Origin of the sequence: Maritimibacter dapengensis (assembly GCF_019218265.1) — a bacterium.
Taxonomy (GTDB): Bacteria; Pseudomonadota; Alphaproteobacteria; order Rhodobacterales; family Rhodobacteraceae; genus Maritimibacter; species Maritimibacter dapengensis.
Genome location: NZ_JAHUZE010000003.1, coordinates 305,471 through 321,347, shown reverse-complemented (window position 1 = coordinate 321,347; position 15,877 = coordinate 305,471). Strand labels below are relative to the sequence as shown.

General features: G+C 61.9%; 15 protein-coding genes. 7 read left to right on the top strand and 8 right to left on the bottom strand.

From position 1 onward, the window contains the following. Positions 1–1,062 carry a DUF1513 domain-containing protein gene (locus tag KJP28_RS13740; RefSeq protein ID WP_218393191.1) on the top strand — a complete coding sequence of 354 codons (1,062 nt, stop codon included), beginning with the start codon at positions 1–3 and terminating at the stop codon, positions 1,060–1,062. A 27-nt stretch (positions 1,063–1,089) separates the two neighbouring features. Here KJP28_RS13740 and KJP28_RS13735 read toward each other — a convergent pair whose 3' ends face one another. Both KJP28_RS13735 and KJP28_RS13730 read right to left on the bottom strand, forming a co-directional pair. Then, the gene (locus tag KJP28_RS13735) at positions 1,090–2,100 is read right to left on the bottom strand and encodes a GDP-mannose 4,6-dehydratase (RefSeq protein ID WP_218393190.1); all 1,011 of its coding nucleotides are present in this window, start codon (positions 2,098–2,100) and stop codon (positions 1,090–1,092) included. Positions 2,101–2,138: 38 nt separating this feature from the next. Next, positions 2,139–3,305 (bottom strand): nucleotide sugar dehydrogenase, encoded by a 1,167-nt coding sequence (locus KJP28_RS13730; RefSeq protein WP_218393189.1) that lies wholly within the window; start codon positions 3,303–3,305, stop codon positions 2,139–2,141. Between the two features lie 444 nt (positions 3,306–3,749). Here KJP28_RS13730 and KJP28_RS13725 point away from each other — a divergent pair, with 444 nt between their 5' ends. Continuing rightward, positions 3,750–4,802 carry an AI-2E family transporter gene (locus tag KJP28_RS13725; RefSeq protein ID WP_218393188.1) on the top strand — a complete coding sequence of 351 codons (1,053 nt, stop codon included), beginning with the start codon at positions 3,750–3,752 and terminating at the stop codon, positions 4,800–4,802. 24 nt (positions 4,803–4,826) lie between these two features. Here the strand turns inward: KJP28_RS13725 and KJP28_RS13720 are convergent, their stop codons facing one another. The 3 genes from KJP28_RS13720 to KJP28_RS13710 are packed head-to-tail and all read right to left on the bottom strand — an operon-like array spanning position 4,827 to position 7,689. After that, positions 4,827–5,639: an SDR family NAD(P)-dependent oxidoreductase gene (locus KJP28_RS13720; RefSeq protein ID WP_218393187.1), complete on the bottom strand. Its 813-nt coding sequence runs from the start codon at positions 5,637–5,639 to the stop codon at positions 4,827–4,829. Between the two features lie 11 nt (positions 5,640–5,650). Beyond that, complete coding sequence (locus tag KJP28_RS13715) at positions 5,651–6,562, bottom strand: acyl-CoA dehydrogenase family protein (RefSeq protein WP_218393186.1); 912 nt, start codon at positions 6,560–6,562, stop codon at positions 5,651–5,653. Beyond that, the gene (locus tag KJP28_RS13710) at positions 6,559–7,689 is read right to left on the bottom strand and encodes an acyl-CoA dehydrogenase family protein (protein WP_218393185.1); all 1,131 of its coding nucleotides are present in this window, start codon (positions 7,687–7,689) and stop codon (positions 6,559–6,561) included. The genes KJP28_RS13715 and KJP28_RS13710 overlap by 4 nt, the downstream gene beginning before the upstream one ends. A 205-nt stretch (positions 7,690–7,894) precedes the next feature. On the opposite strand from KJP28_RS13710, the gene KJP28_RS13705 reads away from it, so the two are divergent. From KJP28_RS13705 to KJP28_RS13685, 5 genes are read left to right on the top strand one after another with little or no spacing between them, the layout of a single operon-like run. Next, positions 7,895–9,037 (top strand): acyl-CoA dehydrogenase family protein, encoded by a 1,143-nt coding sequence (locus KJP28_RS13705; protein WP_218393184.1) that lies wholly within the window; start codon positions 7,895–7,897, stop codon positions 9,035–9,037. A gap of 2 nt (positions 9,038–9,039) precedes the next feature. After that, a complete protein-coding gene (locus KJP28_RS13700) occupies positions 9,040–9,957 on the top strand; it encodes an acyl-CoA dehydrogenase family protein (protein WP_218393183.1) in 918 nt (305 codons plus the stop codon). Then, positions 9,954–10,739 carry an enoyl-CoA hydratase/isomerase family protein gene (locus KJP28_RS13695; RefSeq protein ID WP_255552392.1) on the top strand — a complete coding sequence of 262 codons (786 nt, stop codon included), beginning with the start codon at positions 9,954–9,956 and terminating at the stop codon, positions 10,737–10,739. Before KJP28_RS13700 ends, KJP28_RS13695 begins: the two co-directional genes overlap by 4 nt. A gap of 29 nt (positions 10,740–10,768) precedes the next feature. Further along, on the top strand, positions 10,769–12,310 hold the full coding sequence (locus tag KJP28_RS13690) for an AMP-binding protein (RefSeq protein ID WP_255552391.1): 1,542 nt from the start codon (positions 10,769–10,771) through the stop codon (positions 12,308–12,310). Between the two features lie 28 nt (positions 12,311–12,338). Beyond that, positions 12,339–13,130, top strand: coding sequence for an IclR family transcriptional regulator (locus tag KJP28_RS13685; protein WP_218393180.1), 792 nt, complete (start codon positions 12,339–12,341; stop codon positions 13,128–13,130). On the opposite strand, the gene KJP28_RS13680 is transcribed toward KJP28_RS13685, so the two are convergent. From KJP28_RS13680 to KJP28_RS13670, 3 genes are read right to left on the bottom strand one after another with little or no spacing between them, the layout of a single operon-like run. Further along, the gene (locus tag KJP28_RS13680) at positions 13,111–13,737 is read right to left on the bottom strand and encodes a TetR/AcrR family transcriptional regulator (RefSeq protein ID WP_218393179.1); all 627 of its coding nucleotides are present in this window, start codon (positions 13,735–13,737) and stop codon (positions 13,111–13,113) included. The two genes, KJP28_RS13685 and KJP28_RS13680, sit on opposite strands and share 20 nt — an antisense overlap. Before the next feature lie 55 nt (positions 13,738–13,792). Then, a complete protein-coding gene (locus tag KJP28_RS13675; protein WP_218393178.1) occupies positions 13,793–15,268 on the bottom strand; it encodes a TRAP transporter large permease in 1,476 nt (491 codons plus the stop codon). After that, the gene (locus KJP28_RS13670; protein WP_255552389.1) at positions 15,265–15,753 is read right to left on the bottom strand and encodes a TRAP transporter small permease subunit; all 489 of its coding nucleotides are present in this window, start codon (positions 15,751–15,753) and stop codon (positions 15,265–15,267) included. Before KJP28_RS13670 ends, KJP28_RS13675 begins: the two co-directional genes overlap by 4 nt. Positions 15,754–15,877: the final 124 nt, after the last annotated feature.

Sequence of the window (15,877 nt, the reverse complement as noted above, 5' to 3'; positions counted from 1 at the left end):
ATGACAACGCGACGCGGCTTCATCGGAGGATTGCTTGCGGCCAGCACCGCCCCCCGGCTGGGATGGGCGAGCGTCGGCTCGCCGGCCTTTCTTGCGGCGGCGCGTGAACCGGATGGAAGTTACGCGCTCCATGGCCTGACTTCTGCAGGGATAGAGACGTTTTCTATTCCGCTCCCGGACCGGGGACATGCGGCCTGTGGTCATCCGACACGCGCCGAGGCGATCGGGTTCGCGCGTCGGCCGGGTCGCTTCGCGCTGGTGCTCGATTGTGCGACCGGGCAGGTGATCCATCAACTCGGCCCGCCGGACGGACGCGTTTTCCAGGGGCATGGCGCTTATTCTGGTGATGGTTCACTTCTGTTCACCTGCGAGCAGGAGGAGCAGGGTAGCATTGGACACATCGGCGTGTGGGAGACGGATGGTTACCGGCGGATCGACAGTTTTGCGACCACCGGGATCGGGCCCCATGAAATTCGGCTCATGCCGGATGGTCGATCGCTCGTCATTGCGAACGGCGGGATCGAGACGGTCGGGCGCGAGAAGGTCAATCTCGACCGAATGCGACCGTCGCTGGTCTATACCGATCTGTCCGGACGGGTGATGGATAGGGTCGAGTTGGAACCGAGCCTTGCTCGCAACTCGATCCGACACCTCGCCATCCGGCAGGACGGGCTGGTTGGCTTTGCCATGCAATGGCAGGGCGAACTGGGGGCGACCGTGCCGCTCCTCGGTCTGCATCGCGTGGGCGAGATGCCGACATTGGCCGCTGCGCCATCCGAGGATGAGCGTGCGATGGAGGGCTATGCTGGAAGCGTGGCTTTTGCCGGAACGGGCGCGGAAATCGCCATCACATCACCGCGAGGCGGACGGCTGCACAGGTTCAGCGCGAGCGGCGAATTCATAGCCGCGTTTCGGCGTTCAGATGTCTGTGGTCTTGCCGCACTGGGCGACGGCTACCTTGCTTCGGATGGGTTGGGCGGATTGATCGCACTGGACAATGACCGCCCGCGCGTGCTGTCGCGTGCGCCTTGCTCGTGGGACAACCATCTGATTGCGATCTGAGGGGTCTTTTTTGGACCTCTTGAGGGTCTAGACTGCGTAGTAGTCTCGATACCATTCGACCAACGCGCTAACGCCATCCTTCACGCCCGTCCTGGGGGTGTATCCGGTCAGTGCAGTCAAAAGCCCGGCATCGGCCCATGTCGCTGGAACGTCGCCAGGTTGCATCGGGAGGAGGTTCCTGACGAATTTCTTGCCGGTCGCCTCCTCGATCGCGTCGATGAAGTCGGTGAGTTGCACCGGATCGGAATTGCCGATGTTGACAACGCGGAAGGGCGCGACGGGCGACAGGCTGTCGCCCTCGGGCACGACGCCGTCCTCGGGACGGATCGGGACGACGTCCATCAACAGCCGGATCGCGTGCACCAGGTCAACGACATAGGTGAAGTCGCGTTTCATGTCGCCGAAGTTGTAGACGTCGATCGGCCTGTCTTCGAGGATGGCCTTGGTGAACTTGGACGGCGCCATGTCAGGCCGCCCCCAAGGGCCATAGACAGTGAAAAACCGGAACATTGTTATCGGCAGGTTGAACAGGTGGGCATAGCTGTGCGCCATGCTTTCGGTCGATTTCTTGGTCGCGGCGTAAAACGACATCTGGTGATCGGCTTTGTCGGTTTCCCGGTAAGGCATCGTTTCGTTCGCCCCGTAAGCTGACGAGGTCGATGCGAGAAGCATGTGGCGGGGCGGATGGGCGCGAGCGGCTTCGAGCAGCTCGAAAGTGCCGACGATGTTACTTTCCAGATAGGCGCGGGGGTTCTCGATCGAATATCGCACGCCAGCCTGTGCGGCGAGGTGGATCACCACATCTGGCCTCTCCTCCTCGAAAAGGCTCATGAGCAGCCCCGGAGTCTCGACCATGTCATGCACTGAGCGGTATTGGTCCGACCCGACAAGCCGCGCTTCACGCGCCTCTTTCAGCGACACGTCGTAGTAATCCGACATGCAGTCGAGACCGACGACGCGCCAGCCTTCGTCGAGGAGAGCTTGAGCTACGTACGAGCCAATGAAACCTGCTGCGCCTGTGACGAGTGCTGTGGGCATCTACAAAGTCCTTTTCGAAAACAAGGCGTTGGCTGGTCCTAGTCTGCGCCGAACAGGTCGCGTGTGAACACCTTGTCCGACACGTCGTGCAGGTCGTCGGTAATACGGTTGGCAACGATCAGATCGCTTTCGGCTTTGAAGGCTTCGATGTCGTTCACGACGCGCGAATGGAAAAAATGGTCTTCCTCCATCACCGGCTCATGGACGATGACTTCGATCCCCTTGGCTTTGATGCGTTTCATGATCCCCTGAATGGACGATTGTCGGAAGTTGTCGGACCCGGCTTTCATCACAAGTCGATACACGCCGACGACCTTCGGTCCCCTCATGAGGATCTGATCGGACAGGAAATCCTTGCGGGTGCGGTTGGCGTCGACGATCGCACGGATGAGGTTTTGAGGCACATGGTTATAATTTGCGAGAAGCTGTTTGGTATCCTTTGGCAGGCAATAACCGCCGTAGCCGAAGGACGGGTTGTTGTAATGCGCCCCGATCCGGGGATCGAGCGAAACGCCTTGGATGATCTCCCGAGAATCCATGCCGCCCGAGAGCGCATAACTATCGAGTTCGTTGAAGAAAGCGACACGCATGGCGAGGTATGTGTTTGCAAAAAGCTTGATCGCTTCGGCTTCGCGTGGGCCTGTAAAGAGGAGTTCCACGTCTTTGCTCACTGCACCCTCGACCATCAATTCGGCGTATTGGCGTGCTCTATCTGTGCGTTCACCGACGATGATACGGGAGGGATGCAGGTTGTCATACAGCGCTCGCCCCTCGCGCAGGAACTCGGGCGCGAAGACGATGTTCTGCGAGCCGGTCTTCGCGCGAATATCCTCGATATAGCCAACAGGAATGGTCGACTTGACGACGATCAGGGCCTCGGAATTGACTTCCAGAACCTGCGAAATCACCGTTTCGACCGAGGACGTGTCGAAATAGTTGAGGTTCGGGTCATAATTCGTTGGAGTGGCGACGACCACGAGATCCGCCTCTTCGTAAGCACTCATGGCATCCGTCGTCGCAGTCAGGTCGAGTGCGACTTCGCCAAAAAACTTTTCGAGGTCTGCGTCAACGATCGGGCTCTTCTTCGCGTTCACGAGTTCCACACGTTCAGGTAGGATATCGACGGCAATGACCTTGTGGTTCTGGGCCAAGAGGGCGGCGTTAGACAGCCCGACGTAACCGATACCCGCTACTGCGATCTTCATTGTAATGTTTCTTTCGTCCCAAGAGCCGTTACGGACCGTGCACGATCCGCTCGACCTATTTGCGGTTTCTCGAGTGCCAAATCGACCAAACGCTTTGCGCGACGTTGTTTTAGTGCCTGTTGGCGGGTTTTCCAACATCAAGACTTCCAGGACCTGGAGGTCGGATTAGAGCCAACGGATAGGTTCTTCTTGAGCCGCCGTGTGTTCCGGGGCCAACATCAGGCGGAACTGGTTACCGCCGGGAGGCGTTGCCATAGCTAGAGATACAGGCCGGGGATGGGAGTCGAAGGCCATGCAAGTGCTTAGCCCGGCGCTGTCCCTGTCACGGGGTGCGACGGAGACAGACATTTTGAGAAGCGCCGGATGGTGAGCCGACCTGATATTCCGTCTTCGGCAAAAGAACCTGTTGGGTTCAGGCTTTCTCCTCCGGAGTGGGCCATCGTCGTGCTGGCTCTGCTTGCTTTGATTACGGCCCTCGCCTTGGCACGGGAGTTTCTGGTCCCGGTGCTCATGGCCTTTCTCCTTGCGCTGGTATTTTCGCCGATGTGCCGCTGGCTTCGCCGCCGGGGCATCCCCGAGCCCGTTTCAGCGACCGTCATCGTCGCGGCGCTGATTGGGGGTTTGGCGGCTGCGATTACGGCATTCGCGATGCCGATTTCGGATTGGGTGCAGCATGCGCCGGATCACATGCGGGAAATCGAGGAGAAGCTTCAGTCATGGTCAGGCGTTGCCGAAGCCGTTTCGGATGCAGGCAAGGAAATTGAGAACGCCGCAGATGCCGCGTCCGGCAGTGAAGGTGCGACGGAAGTGGTCGTCAGGGAGGGCGGCCCAATGTCGCGGATCGCGTTCGAAGCGCCGTTGGTCGCCGCACAGACCGCTTTGGTTCTCATCGTGCTCTTTTTCGTCCTCGCCTCTGGCAATCTATTCTACGAGCGGCTCGTGCGGGTCATGCCGACGTTCGCAGACAAGCGGCGGGCCCTGACCATCGTGTATGATGTCGAGCGCGAGGTTTCGCGATACCTGCTTTCGATCACGATCATCAATGCGGGCCTTGGTGTAGCCGTTGCGATTGCGCTTTCCCTGCTCGGAATGCCCAGCCCTCTTATCTTCGGGTTACTGGCCTTCGCGTTGAACTACGTTCCCTTCATTGGTGCCTTGGTCGGGGCCGCTCTCGTTTTCTCGGTCGGTCTGGTCTCCCAGGATACGTCGTTCGATGCAATCCTCGCCGCGCTTACCTATTGGGGGCTGACGGCAATCGAAGGGCAATTCATCACGCCAATGCTGGTCGGCAAACATCTGCGGCTCAATACCGTCGTGATCATCATTTCAGTCGCATTCTGGGCCTGGCTCTGGTCGGTCATGGGAATGCTTATGGCGGTTCCCCTGTTGGTTACCTTCCGGGTCTTTTGCAAACATGTGCCTCAGCTTTGGGCTATCGAGGAGTTTTTGTCCGGCCCGGAAATCGAGAGGCGCTCCGAGGATCAGGACGAGGCCTGAGGGCAGCCAAGCCCGAAGATCGGGTCAGGTCCGCCTTTTCCCGGAGTGCGTCCAGTCCGCGGGTTGATCGTTCCGCTCCGACGAAAGCGCGGATTCGGTCAGGAACTTGGTTGAACTCCATCCGCCGTCAACTGCCAGAACCTGTCCGTTGATCCAACCGGAGGCAGGCGAAGACAGGAACCATACTGCTTCCGCTACATCCTCGGCTGTGCCCCATCGGGCGGCGGGGGTCATGTCGTAATTCATCCGGCGGAACGCCTCGACCTCAAGACGATGTTCCGTCATCGGCGTAGGTATCACACCCGGTGCGACCGCGTTCGACCGAATACCAGCGGACCCGTATTGCGCCGCCATGTGCAGCGTCAGCCCGTTCAGCCCGGCCTTGGCAGCGGAATAAGCCCCACCGCGCAATCCTCCCACAAGCGCGTAGGTGGACGAGACATTGACGATGGTTGCGGTATCTCCGAAGGCCGTCAGTGCCTCGCGTGCAAGCCGAAAAGGCGCACGCAGCATGAGGCCCAGGAACCTGTCCAGCGTTTCGTCATCGGTGGAATGGACCGGCTCAGGGCTGCCCACGCCCGCGTTGTTAACGAGGTGGTCGAGGCGCCCGGTTTTTTTCGTCGCGTGTTTTACGATCTCGAGGGGCGCCGCGTCATCGGTGATGTCTGCGGCAAAGGGAAGGAAGTCCGCGCTATGGCTTCGGGTCTTGGCGCTGACCGCGTCGAGTTTGCCTTGATCGCGCCCGACACCGACCACCGTGATCCCTTGCGACAGAAACTTGAGCGTCGTCGCGAGGCCGATTCCGCTGGATGCGCCGGTGATGATCGCGGTGGGCATGATCTGTCCTTTCAGTAGGGGGCGAGGGGGGCCTTGTGTTCGAGCATATCGTCGGGTCCGAGAAACGCGCGCAGGATGTGCGCTCTCTTGAGGAACAGGTGAGCATCGGCCTCGGCAGAGAAGCCGATCCCGCCATGTATCTGGATCGCGCCTCGGGCCGTTTCCACCGTGGTACGTGGCGCGAGCCGGGCGAGGGCTGAGCACAGGAATCCCGCGTCGGGTGACGCGTCACGTGTCGCGATCGCGGCCATATCGAGAAGCGCGGACACTTTCTCGATCCCGATGCTCATGTCGGCGGCCCGGTGCTTGATTGCCTGAAAGCTGGCGATCGGGCGTCCGAATTGCTCGCGGTCCCGGGCGTAGGCCAAGGCAAGGTCGCGTGCGCCTATCGCGACACCCAATAGCTGCGCCGATGTCAAAACCTGCGCGACGAGGTGCGTCGCGGCATCGGCCCGTCGCGCATTTTGTGAAGGCGGTGCCTTTGCGAAGGCATAAGTGCCACCGAGTGCCGGGGTCGTTTCCGTCGCCTTGGCGGGTGCGAGCGTCAGACCGTTTCCGACGCGTATCAGCGCCTGTGCGGTGTCTGGTTGAGGCAGCCAAAGCCACGCATCTTCTTGCGAAAAACCGAGCGCAGCGGTCGCAGTCGGGTCGATGCGCCGCGCGATGGCGGTGGCGAGGGCTGCTGGCGGGGCGAGGTGGCGGCCCAAGGCGACATGCAGATGCGCCTCTTCGACCAGAGTGAAGCCGGCACCACCTTCGGTGTCGGGTCGGGCAAGATCGAAGGCGCCGAATTCGTCCAACGCCGCGAGGCTGTCATCAGACCCATCCCGCAGCCGCGCGACAGGATAATGCGTGTCCAGCATGGTCTGCGCTGCGTCGAGGATTTGGCGCAGATCGTCGCTCGGTGTTAGATCGAAGCTCATGCCCGTGGCTCCCGCGGCATTGCAAGGATACGCTCTGCAATGATGTTGCGTTGTATTTCGGCCGTACCGCCCGCGATCGTCTCGGAAAAGCTTTCGAGATAGTCGTGCGACCAGCGCGGGTCGGCGAGGGCAGCGGGCCCGAGTATGTCCATTGCGGCGCGGTGGATCTCTTGTGCGAGCTCGGCGAAGGCCAGGCGAACGAGAGAGCCATCGAAGGGCGTGTCCGGCTCACGCAGCGCTGTGCGCCACGTCATCGCGCGCAAGGCGGCGGCTTCGGCCCGGAGGTCTGAAAGACGCGCGGATGTGGCAGAACCTGCGGGCGCATCGGCCAGCCGGATCAGGTCTTCCACCTTCACCGACAATTCAACCTGGAGTGCGAGCGCGGCGGTCCGCCGCTCGAACGCGAGCGTGGTCATGGCGACCGACCACCCATCATTCAGATCGCCGACGACTTCGGTAAGAGGGATGCGGACATTGTCGTAGAACACTTCAGCGAAATGCGTGACGCCCGCGATATTCTTGATCGGGCGCACGGTGATACCGGGTAGGCTCATGTCGCAAATGACCCAAGAGAGCCCGTGGTGACGGGATGCGCCCGGGTCTGTGCGGATCAAGAGCTCCTGGTAGTCCGCGATGTCGGCATAGCTCGACCAGATCTTCTGCCCGTTCACAACGAGTTCGTCGCCCTCAACGCGGCCCGTGGCGCGCAAGGCGGCAAGGTCCGACCCCGCGCCTGGTTCAGAAAAGCCCTGACACCAGATCGAGCGGCCTCCGAGAATCCGAGGCAAGTGGAACGCCTTCTGAGCATCCGTGCCGCGTGCGATCAGGGTAGGGCCTGCGTGGTTCAACGCGACAAAGGTGCAATCGAGGGTCGAGGGTGCTCGGGCGCGGACGTATTCCTCATACCAGAGCATGAGCCGGGCCGGGGGAAGGCCTTGTCCGCCGTAAGCCTCTGGCCAGGCGAGCCCGGACCATCCGCCCTTGTGGCAGCGCGCGAGCCAGTCGGTCGCGTATGTGCGTGAGACAGGACCGTCGTACGGGGCGGGTTCAGCGGGGCGGTTCGCGCAAAGCCAGTCGCGGGCGCGGGCACGAAACGCCTCGTCTTGCTGCGTCGCTGTCAGGTCCATGCGCTCCCCCCCATCATCGCTGTTCCATATTGTGATATGGCAATCCGGATCGGCCTTCCGACCCTTTGGCCACCGATTGCTGCCAAGCTACACCTATGAAATTGGCGTGGTCAAGCTGTGCAGTGTTGACAGTGCCAAACACCAGCGCCATTTTCTGATAGTGTGCGGCACGACGTGGTGTCTCACAATATGGGAGGAATGCAGTATGGATTTCGCGTGGACCGAGGAGAGCGACGCGTTCCGCATGACAGTGCGCCGCTTCCTCGACCGCGAATTGCCGGTCGACTGGTCTGATATAGCACGCCACGGACCCGGTTCGCACGAACAGACCGAGTTCAGCCTGTCCTTTTGCCCGAAGCTGGCAGAAGCCGGTCTGCTGGTCCCGCATTGGCCCGAGGAATGGGGCGGCAGGGATCGTCCGACGTGGGAGCACTTTATTCTCGGTGAAGAGATGTGGGCGGCGGGTGAGCCGCGCGGCGGGCAATACATGAACGTCAACTGGATCGGCCCGGTTATTATGCGATTTGGATCGGACGATCAGAAACAGAGGTATCTGCCTCAGATGGCGGAAGGCAGAGCGATCTGGTGTCAGGGTTTTTCCGAGCCGGGGGCGGGGTCGGATCTTGCGTCGCTGCGCACAAAGGCGGTCCGGGATGGGGCCGACTACGTCATCAACGGGCAAAAGATCTGGACTTCATACGCCGGTCTTGCCGAGACCTGTTTCCTACTGGCACGAACCGGCGAGGGACGTTCGGGCATCGCGGTATTTCTTGTCCCAATGGATACGGCCGGTATCGAAGTCCGCGCGATCCCCAGCCTGATCGGACATGGCGATATCCACGAGGTTTTCTTTACCGATGTCCGAGTGCCGGAAACCTGCCGTTTGGGCGAAGAGGGCGAAGGATGGACAATCGTGTCTTACGCCCTCTCTAACGAAAGGGTCGGGATTCCGCGGTATGAGATGTCGGCGCGCGAACTCGACGCGATGGTGGCCGAGTTGCAGGGACGAGGTGGTTTCGGCAATGCTGTGATCCGAAGCCGTGCGGCCGAAGCGGCTGCGGCCTGCGAGGCGGCCCGGATGCTGGTCTACCGTGTCGTCGATGAACGCGCCCGTGGCGTGGCGCCCGGAACGGCTGCAAACCTCGCGCGTGTCGCTGTGGTGGAGGCCGATCACAAGGTGACTGATTTCGGGATGGATTTTCTGCCGGATTGTTTTTCGGGATCGGAGCATTCCCGATTTCTGTCGCACCATGAACGCGCCATCGTGACCGGCATCGCCGCGGGCGCTGCGGAAATCCAGCTCAATATCGTGGCGCGGCGGCACCTCGATCTTCCGAAAGGCCTTTGACCATGCGGCTCGCACCCAATCAGGATCAGACGATCTTTGCCGGTGTCCTGGCGCGGCTGCTCGAAGACGACGGCATTGCCGGGTTCCATACGGTAGCGAACTGGTCGCGCTACGAGTACGGTGAAGCACTCGATGACCGGCTTGGGGAAGCGGGTTTCTTCGAAGCCGCGCGTGAGGCGGACCTTGGCCCGGTTGCCGCGGCGATGATGGTGCATGAGATCGCGAAAGCGCCGGTGGTGATCGAATGCGCGGCCTCGGCACTTGTGAGACCATTCCTCGGGGTAGAGGTTCCTCGGCCACTCGCAGTCGTGGTGGATGATGCACCGGGTGCGATCCGTTTTCTTCCGCAAGCGAAGACGCTCTTGTCGATCAGCGACCAAGGTCTTCGGGTCGCTCCGGTCGAGGGGCAGTGCCGCGCGGTCGAAAGCCTTTTCGCCTATCCGATGGGTTGTCTAGACGTGTCGCCGGATTGGACCGCGCTCGACACCGACCCGGTCGAGGTCAGGACGCTGTGGCAAATCGCACTCGCCTCTGAGCTTGCCGGTGTGCTTTCAGGCGGCTTGGCGGCGGTGCTCGCATATGTGCGTGACCGGGAACAATTCGGGCAGGCGCTGGGCAGCTTTCAGGGCGTGCAGCATCGGCTGGCGCAGGACGCGGTCTGGATCGAGTCCGCACAGCTTCTAGCGCTCAGGGCGGCGTCGAGCCGCGATCCTGCCGATGCCGCACTGGCGCTGGGGGCGGTTCAGGAACGGGCTACGCGGATCGGCTACGATCTGCACCAGTTCACCGGTGCAATGGGCTTGACGCTGGAACATCCGCTGCACCGCTGGACGTATCGCGCCCGTTCCCTGCGCTCAGAGATGGGGGGCGCGTCGCAGGCGTTTCTCGACTATGCTGATGCGAAGTGGGGAGGCCGATGAACGACACGCCGAAATTTGAGACGCTGCGGCTCGAACGATCCGGGCGGCGGCTGACCATTACAATGAATCGGCCCGATGTGCTCAATGCCTTCGGCGGACAAATGCACCGAGAGATCGTCGAAGCGTTCGCCTACGCGCGGGACGACGAAAACTCGGACGTGGTGGTCATGACCGGCGAGGGGCGCGCGTTTTCGGCAGGGGGCGACATCGAGGGCATGGCCCGCGTCATGGAAGACCCCGCGCTGTTCGATCAGGAGATGGATGAGGCGCAGGCACTTATCCTCACGTTGTTGGACATTGAAAAGCCCGTGGTCGCCCGGATCAACGGCCCCGCCATCGGGCTCGGGGCAACGATCGCGCTTTTCTGTGACGTCAGTTTCGCAGCAGAAAGTGCCAGGATCGGTGATCCTCATGTCTCGATCGGACTTGTCGCGGGAGACGGAGGAGCGGTGATCTGGCCAGCTTTGATCGGGCTCAATCGCGCCAAGGAATTTCTGCTGACCGGCGACATCCTGAACGCCAAGGTTGCGGCTGAGATCGGCTTGGTGAACCATGTGCTGCCGGATAGCGAACTCGACGCCGCAGTGGACGGATTCTGCGAACGGATCGTCAGCGGAGCGAGACCGGCAATCCGGGGAACAAAACGGCTCTTGAATATGGAATTGCGTCGTCTCGCGGAAGCGTTGATGGCGCCGGGCCTCGTGCTGGAAGCCGAGACCGTGCGCAGCGAGGAACACCGCGCACGGGTCGAGGCATTCCTTGCGAAATCCGCAAAGTCATGACGGACGCGCCGGGCAGGTTGGCGAGACGGATGGACGCGCTTGCCGTTGCCGGACGTCACCGGGCCGAGCGACGCCCCACGCTGGGTGAGATTGCGCTGGCGCTCGCGGAAGAAGCTCCCGAGCAAGAGGTCCTGCGTCAAGGCGAGCGACGACTGACTCGTCGTGAGATGGTCGATATGGCCCGCGCTCTGGCCGGGGCGCTTGACCGGCTTGGGCTGACGCCGGGTGCAGCGATCGCGTTCCAGCTTCCGAATTGGTGGGAGGCGACGATCATCAACCTCGCGGCTGCCCTTACCGGGTACCGGGTGGTGCCACTCTTGCCGATGTACCGCCGGGCCGAGTTGAACGCGATTCTTCCGGTCTGCGGTGTCGAGGCAATTTTTATTCCGGCAGATGGCAAGATCGACCATGCTGCGCTTGTCGCATCGCTCGACGCGCCGCCAAAGTTCGTTCTGTCGGTGCGTGGCGAGGGTGCCAGAGATTTCTCGCAGCTTGTGCGTGCGACTCCTGCCGAACCGAGACTGCCGGATAGCCGCGACGCGAAGCTGATCATTTTCACCTCGGGAAGCACCGGCCAGCCCAAGGGGGTCATCCACACCCATGACAGCATGGACGCCGTCGTGCGGCGCACGGCGCATTTCTGGGACATGGGCGCAGACGATGTGCTCTACGTTCCGTCCCCCATCGGACATATCGGTGGTTCGATTTATGCGTTCGAGTTTCCGTGGATTACCGGGTGCCGAACGATCCTCGAAGACCACTGGGATCCGAACCTGGCCGCCGCCCGGATCGAGGAGGAGGGGGTCACGTTCATGGCGGGGGCCACGCCTTTTCTGGCGGGGCTCTTGTCGGCGACGAAGGCGTCAGGGCGAACGCTCGAGTCTCTCGATCGTTTCGTATGCGGTGGGGCCGCAGTGCCGCCGGAGCTGGTCCGCGCGGCGCTGGAGGCCTGGCCGGGTACCATCGTGTCGCGGGCCTATGGCTCGACCGAGATCCCGCTGGCCTGCCCCGGTATCCGCGACCGGGCTTCTGCCGAGGCCCATGCTGATACCGACGGCGAATTGGCGTTAGATATTCGGCTCGACGACGGGGAAATCCTTTTGCGCGGGCCCCAGATGTTCCCTGGATACTTGGACCCCGCACACGACCTCGGGGCTTTCACCGATGATGGGTTCTTCCGTATGGGCGACCTCGGTCAACTCGTCGATGATCGGTTTGTCGTCGTCACCGGCCGGAAGAAGGACATCATCATCCGAAAGGGCGAAAACATCAGCCCGCTCGAAATAGAGAACGCGATCCTCGCCCACCCGGATGTTCATGCGGTCGCGGTCGTAGGGGCACCGGACCCCGCGCGCGGCGAAATGGTGGTCGCCTTCGTCGTTGCGAGGCCTGACTTTTCCATGACGGCGATGACCGAGTATCTGGACCAGGCGGGTATGGCGCGCCAGAAGTTTCCAGAGCACCTGGAACATGTCGAGGCGCTTCCGATGAATGCGATTGGAAAAGTTCAGAAGCCGGACCTCCGAAAACGCGCGGCGGAGTTGGTGGCGGCGCGTGCTCAGAGCATGTAGCTTGGCCGAAACCACAAGAGGACGGGGCATGAAGGACGAGAATCAGGATGGAACGCAGGCGATCCGACGCGCGGCCTCGATCCTGAAGCAGATCGCGCATGTTTCAGGTGACGCGCCGCGCAACCTGCGCTCGATCTCGGAGGCCGTGGGGTTGCCACGCTCGACCACGCACCGGATTCTCAAGAGCCTCGCAGACACAGGTCTGGCAGCCTACGATCCCGCGTTGCGGCGCTACGAAGTCGGGATGCTGAGCTACGAACTGGGGCTTGCGGTCAGCGACCGTGTTCTCGAGCTCTCGCCCTGGACCGCCTGTGTTGACCGGGTGGCCGAGCGGTCGAACGTGACGACCTACCTCATGCGGCGCTCGGGGTTCGAAGCCGTTTGTGTTCATAAAGCGGAAAGCCGGGCTGTGATCCGGGTGATCCCTGTCGAAGTTGGTCAACGAAGATACCTTGGTGTTGGCGCGGGTGCGACTGCCTTGCTTGCGGGTCTTCCGGATGAAACATCGGACAGGGTTATCGAAACCATCGCACCGGAATTGGTGTCTTTCGAAAACCTTGACGCGGATACCGTCAGGGCGGCCGTGGCGGAGGCGCGCGAGACCGGGTTCTCGGAAAGTCGCGGGCGGGCGTACCGCTCGATCTACGGACTGGGAACGGTGGTGCGTTCTCTTGGCGATGAACCAGAGCTTGCCATTTCCATAGCGGTCCACGCCGAGGGTGTGGATGCAACCCGGATCGAGACCTGGAAGACGATCATGAGGGAAGAAATCGACGAGACGGAATCCCGGTTGGACTCGGTCAACGGATCTGCGCAGTAAGCACCGGGGCGAGCAACAGGGTGGCGAGGTCTGAGGCTTCATCGCCAAGCGCCTTCGTTCGGTCTTCCACGATTGCTTGTATCGACATCCCGCTGATCGCCCCGGAAATGACGCGTGCTGCCTGTTCGACGTCGGTGCCATGGGCAAGTTCGTCCGCGTCTTCGGCCTGTCGAAGATAGATGATCAGATTGTCGCGATATGCAGCCTGAAGCCGCACGACACCGGGCCGAAGATCCGGCATGGATCCGGTGCTTTCGATAATGAGGTGGTAGAGCGCGATCGCGCTTTCGGGCATGTCGCGCACGGCCTCGAGCTGGAGCGTGATGCGCTCTGCCAGGGCCGCGGCTCCGCGTCGAGCGCCCACACGTGTTTCGACGTGCCGGAGAAAGCGTTCCTCGATACCGTCCAGTACGGCAATCAAAAGGGCCGTCTTCGTCCCGAACCGTTGCACGGGCAGGTTCGGGCTATATCCCGCGTCAACGCCGATCTGCGCGAGCTTCGCGCCGCTGATTCCGTTTCGGCTGATGAGCGTCGTCGCGGCGCGCAGCATCCTGCGGTCGGAGGCTTCGCGCCGCTCCTTCTTTGGTCCGAGTTCTGTTGCCGTCATGGTCGCCTCGCTTCGTCCGGGCATTTGCACGTGACATAGGTCGTGGTGCAAGACGTCATCGGCCCGTGCTCGCGCCCGGCAACCAGGTGACAAGGTCGGGGATTAGGATCATCAGGATCACGACGCCAATCGCAGTGAGCGCGAAGGGCAGGACTCCTAGAAACACGGTTCCGAGCGAGATGGGTTTGCCGAGATTGGCCTCGGGATCTGATGCGATGCGATGGACGATGAAGGTCAGGATGCCAAGTGGCGGGGTCAGAAGTCCGACTTCGGCCATGACCACGAGGAAAACGCCGAACCAAAGCGGATCGACCCCGACCGAGGCGAGCGGTGCGAGCAGGACCGGGATGGTCAGGAGCATCATCGCCAGCGTGTCCATGAACATGCCGAGTATCAGGTAGGCGCCGATCAGGATGAACAGAAGCTCCACGCGGCCGAGCCCCATCTCGGCGATACCGCTCGCGATGAAGTTCGGAACCTGGCTCAATGCCATAGCGCGTGTCAGGACTGCGACGCCGACGATCAGCAGGAAGACCGAGGCTGTGCCGGTCAAGGTGCCGATAAGCGCCTCGCGCAGCATGGCGAGGATTTCGCGCACGTGGGTCCGCAGACGAAGCTGGTGGATAACGCCAAGGATCAGGGCCGCGATCATACCGCAGACGCCGGCCTCGGTGGCGGTGAAGATTCCGGCGAACAGGCCGCCGATCACGATGATGATCACGATGGCGATGGGCAGCCCCTCGATCAGCGCGCGCCAGCGCATCGGCCATGTCACGTCCGATAGATCCGCGCGCGGGGCAAGGCCGGGGCGCAGGAGCGCATGGACCACGATCATTACCCCAAAGGCGAGCGCGAGGATTACGCCCGGCACTACGCCCGCGAGCAATTGCTGACCGACAGGAAGCGACGCGGCTCCGGCATAGACCACAAGCAAAAGGCTCGGTGGAATGATCTGACCCAGCGTACCGGCGGCGGCCACGCTGCCCACGGCGAGTTGCGGGTGATAGCCGGACCTGAGCATCTCCGGGATCGAGACACGCCCGAGCGCATAGGTGATGCCGATGGTGCTCCCGGAACTCGCAGCCAGCGCTGCGCCCGCGAAGTTGGTCGCGACGGCCAGCCCGCCGGGCATCCATCCAAGCCACATGCGCGCGGCGCCGAAAGCCGATGTCGTCAGCCCCGATTTCCACAGGATCATGCCCATGAGAATGAACATCGGAATGACCGAGAGCGACCATGACGCGGTCGCGTCGAAGGCGACGCTTTCCATCGTGGAGCGCACCACGCGACCACCCGAAAGAGCGTACAGCCCGATCACCGCCGCGCCGAGCATTGCGACGCCCACCGGGATTCCCATGAGCAGAAGCACGATGGAAAGCAGTATGACCAGGATGCCGACGATCTCTTTCGGCAGGTCCGCCCCGAGCATGCCCCAGAGCGACCCTGCCGCCACGAACAGCCCGATCACGAAGATCGCGACGCCAATCCGGGAGCCTGTACGCAGGGGTATGGTGTTGGTCTCGCTTGTCATGCCGCTTCGCCTGCCGAACCGGTCAGGTCCTGGGGCAAATGGCCTGCGAGATAACGGAAACTCGTCGCCGCCGTTTGCAGGGCGAGTGCCAGAATGCCGAGGGGAGCCGCGAACTTGAACATCCAGATTGCGACAGGTGGGCTTGATGCTGTCGTCTGTCGATATTCAGCGGCCTCCATCGCCTCAGATAGCCCGTGCCAGGCGAGGACGATGAGAAGTATCGTGGCAATCGCGCCGAAGATGCCTTCGACGATCCGCCGCATCGTCGGGGGTAATGTGTCGAGAAGAATCGTCACTTTGATATGTTCCTGCCGGTATTCCGTGAACGCGAAGGCAAGAAGCGTCAGCGTCGGCATCCACCAATTCTCGGTATATTCCAGCGTGCCGGTGAAAGGCCTGTTGAACGCCGCGCGTCCGATCACGTCGACCAGCACGTTGAGCGCAAGAAGCACCAGCGCAATTCCCGCGATGATAGCGAGCACCATTGCAATCCTGTCGATTAGACGAATTGCGCGCGGTACGGGGCGCGGGGAGCTATGGCTGGAGTGATCGACGTGGGTCATCTCGGTCGAGTGTCGCGCGGGCGGGACGCGCGGGCAAGTAAAGGTT

Bases quoted from the DNA above. Each gene is read 5' to 3' on its own strand.
- KJP28_RS13740 (WP_218393191.1), top strand. From the start codon at position 1: ATGACAACGCGACGCGGCTTCATCGGAGGATTGCTTGCGGCCAGCACC.
- KJP28_RS13735 (WP_218393190.1), bottom strand. From the start codon at position 2,100: ATGCCCACAGCACTCGTCACAGGCGCAGCAGGTTTCATTGGCTCGTAC.
- KJP28_RS13730 (WP_218393189.1), bottom strand. From the start codon at position 3,305: ATGAAGATCGCAGTAGCGGGTATCGGTTACGTCGGGCTGTCTAACGCC.
- KJP28_RS13720 (WP_218393187.1), bottom strand. From the start codon at position 5,639: ATGCCCACCGCGATCATCACCGGCGCATCCAGCGGAATCGGCCTCGCG.
- KJP28_RS13715 (WP_218393186.1), bottom strand. From the start codon at position 6,562: ATGAGCTTCGATCTAACACCGAGCGACGATCTGCGCCAAATCCTCGAC.
- KJP28_RS13710 (WP_218393185.1), bottom strand. From the start codon at position 7,689: ATGGACCTGACAGCGACGCAGCAAGACGAGGCGTTTCGTGCCCGCGCC.
- KJP28_RS13705 (WP_218393184.1), top strand. From the start codon at position 7,895: ATGGATTTCGCGTGGACCGAGGAGAGCGACGCGTTCCGCATGACAGTG.
- KJP28_RS13700 (WP_218393183.1), top strand. From the start codon at position 9,040: ATGCGGCTCGCACCCAATCAGGATCAGACGATCTTTGCCGGTGTCCTG.
- KJP28_RS13695 (WP_255552392.1), top strand. From the start codon at position 9,954: ATGAACGACACGCCGAAATTTGAGACGCTGCGGCTCGAACGATCCGGG.
- KJP28_RS13690 (WP_255552391.1), top strand. From the start codon at position 10,769: ATGGACGCGCTTGCCGTTGCCGGACGTCACCGGGCCGAGCGACGCCCC.
- KJP28_RS13685 (WP_218393180.1), top strand. From the start codon at position 12,339: ATGAAGGACGAGAATCAGGATGGAACGCAGGCGATCCGACGCGCGGCC.
- KJP28_RS13680 (WP_218393179.1), bottom strand. From the start codon at position 13,737: ATGACGGCAACAGAACTCGGACCAAAGAAGGAGCGGCGCGAAGCCTCC.
- KJP28_RS13675 (WP_218393178.1), bottom strand. From the start codon at position 15,268: ATGACAAGCGAGACCAACACCATACCCCTGCGTACAGGCTCCCGGATT.
- KJP28_RS13670 (WP_255552389.1), bottom strand. From the start codon at position 15,753: ATGGTGCTCGCTATCATCGCGGGAATTGCGCTGGTGCTTCTTGCGCTC.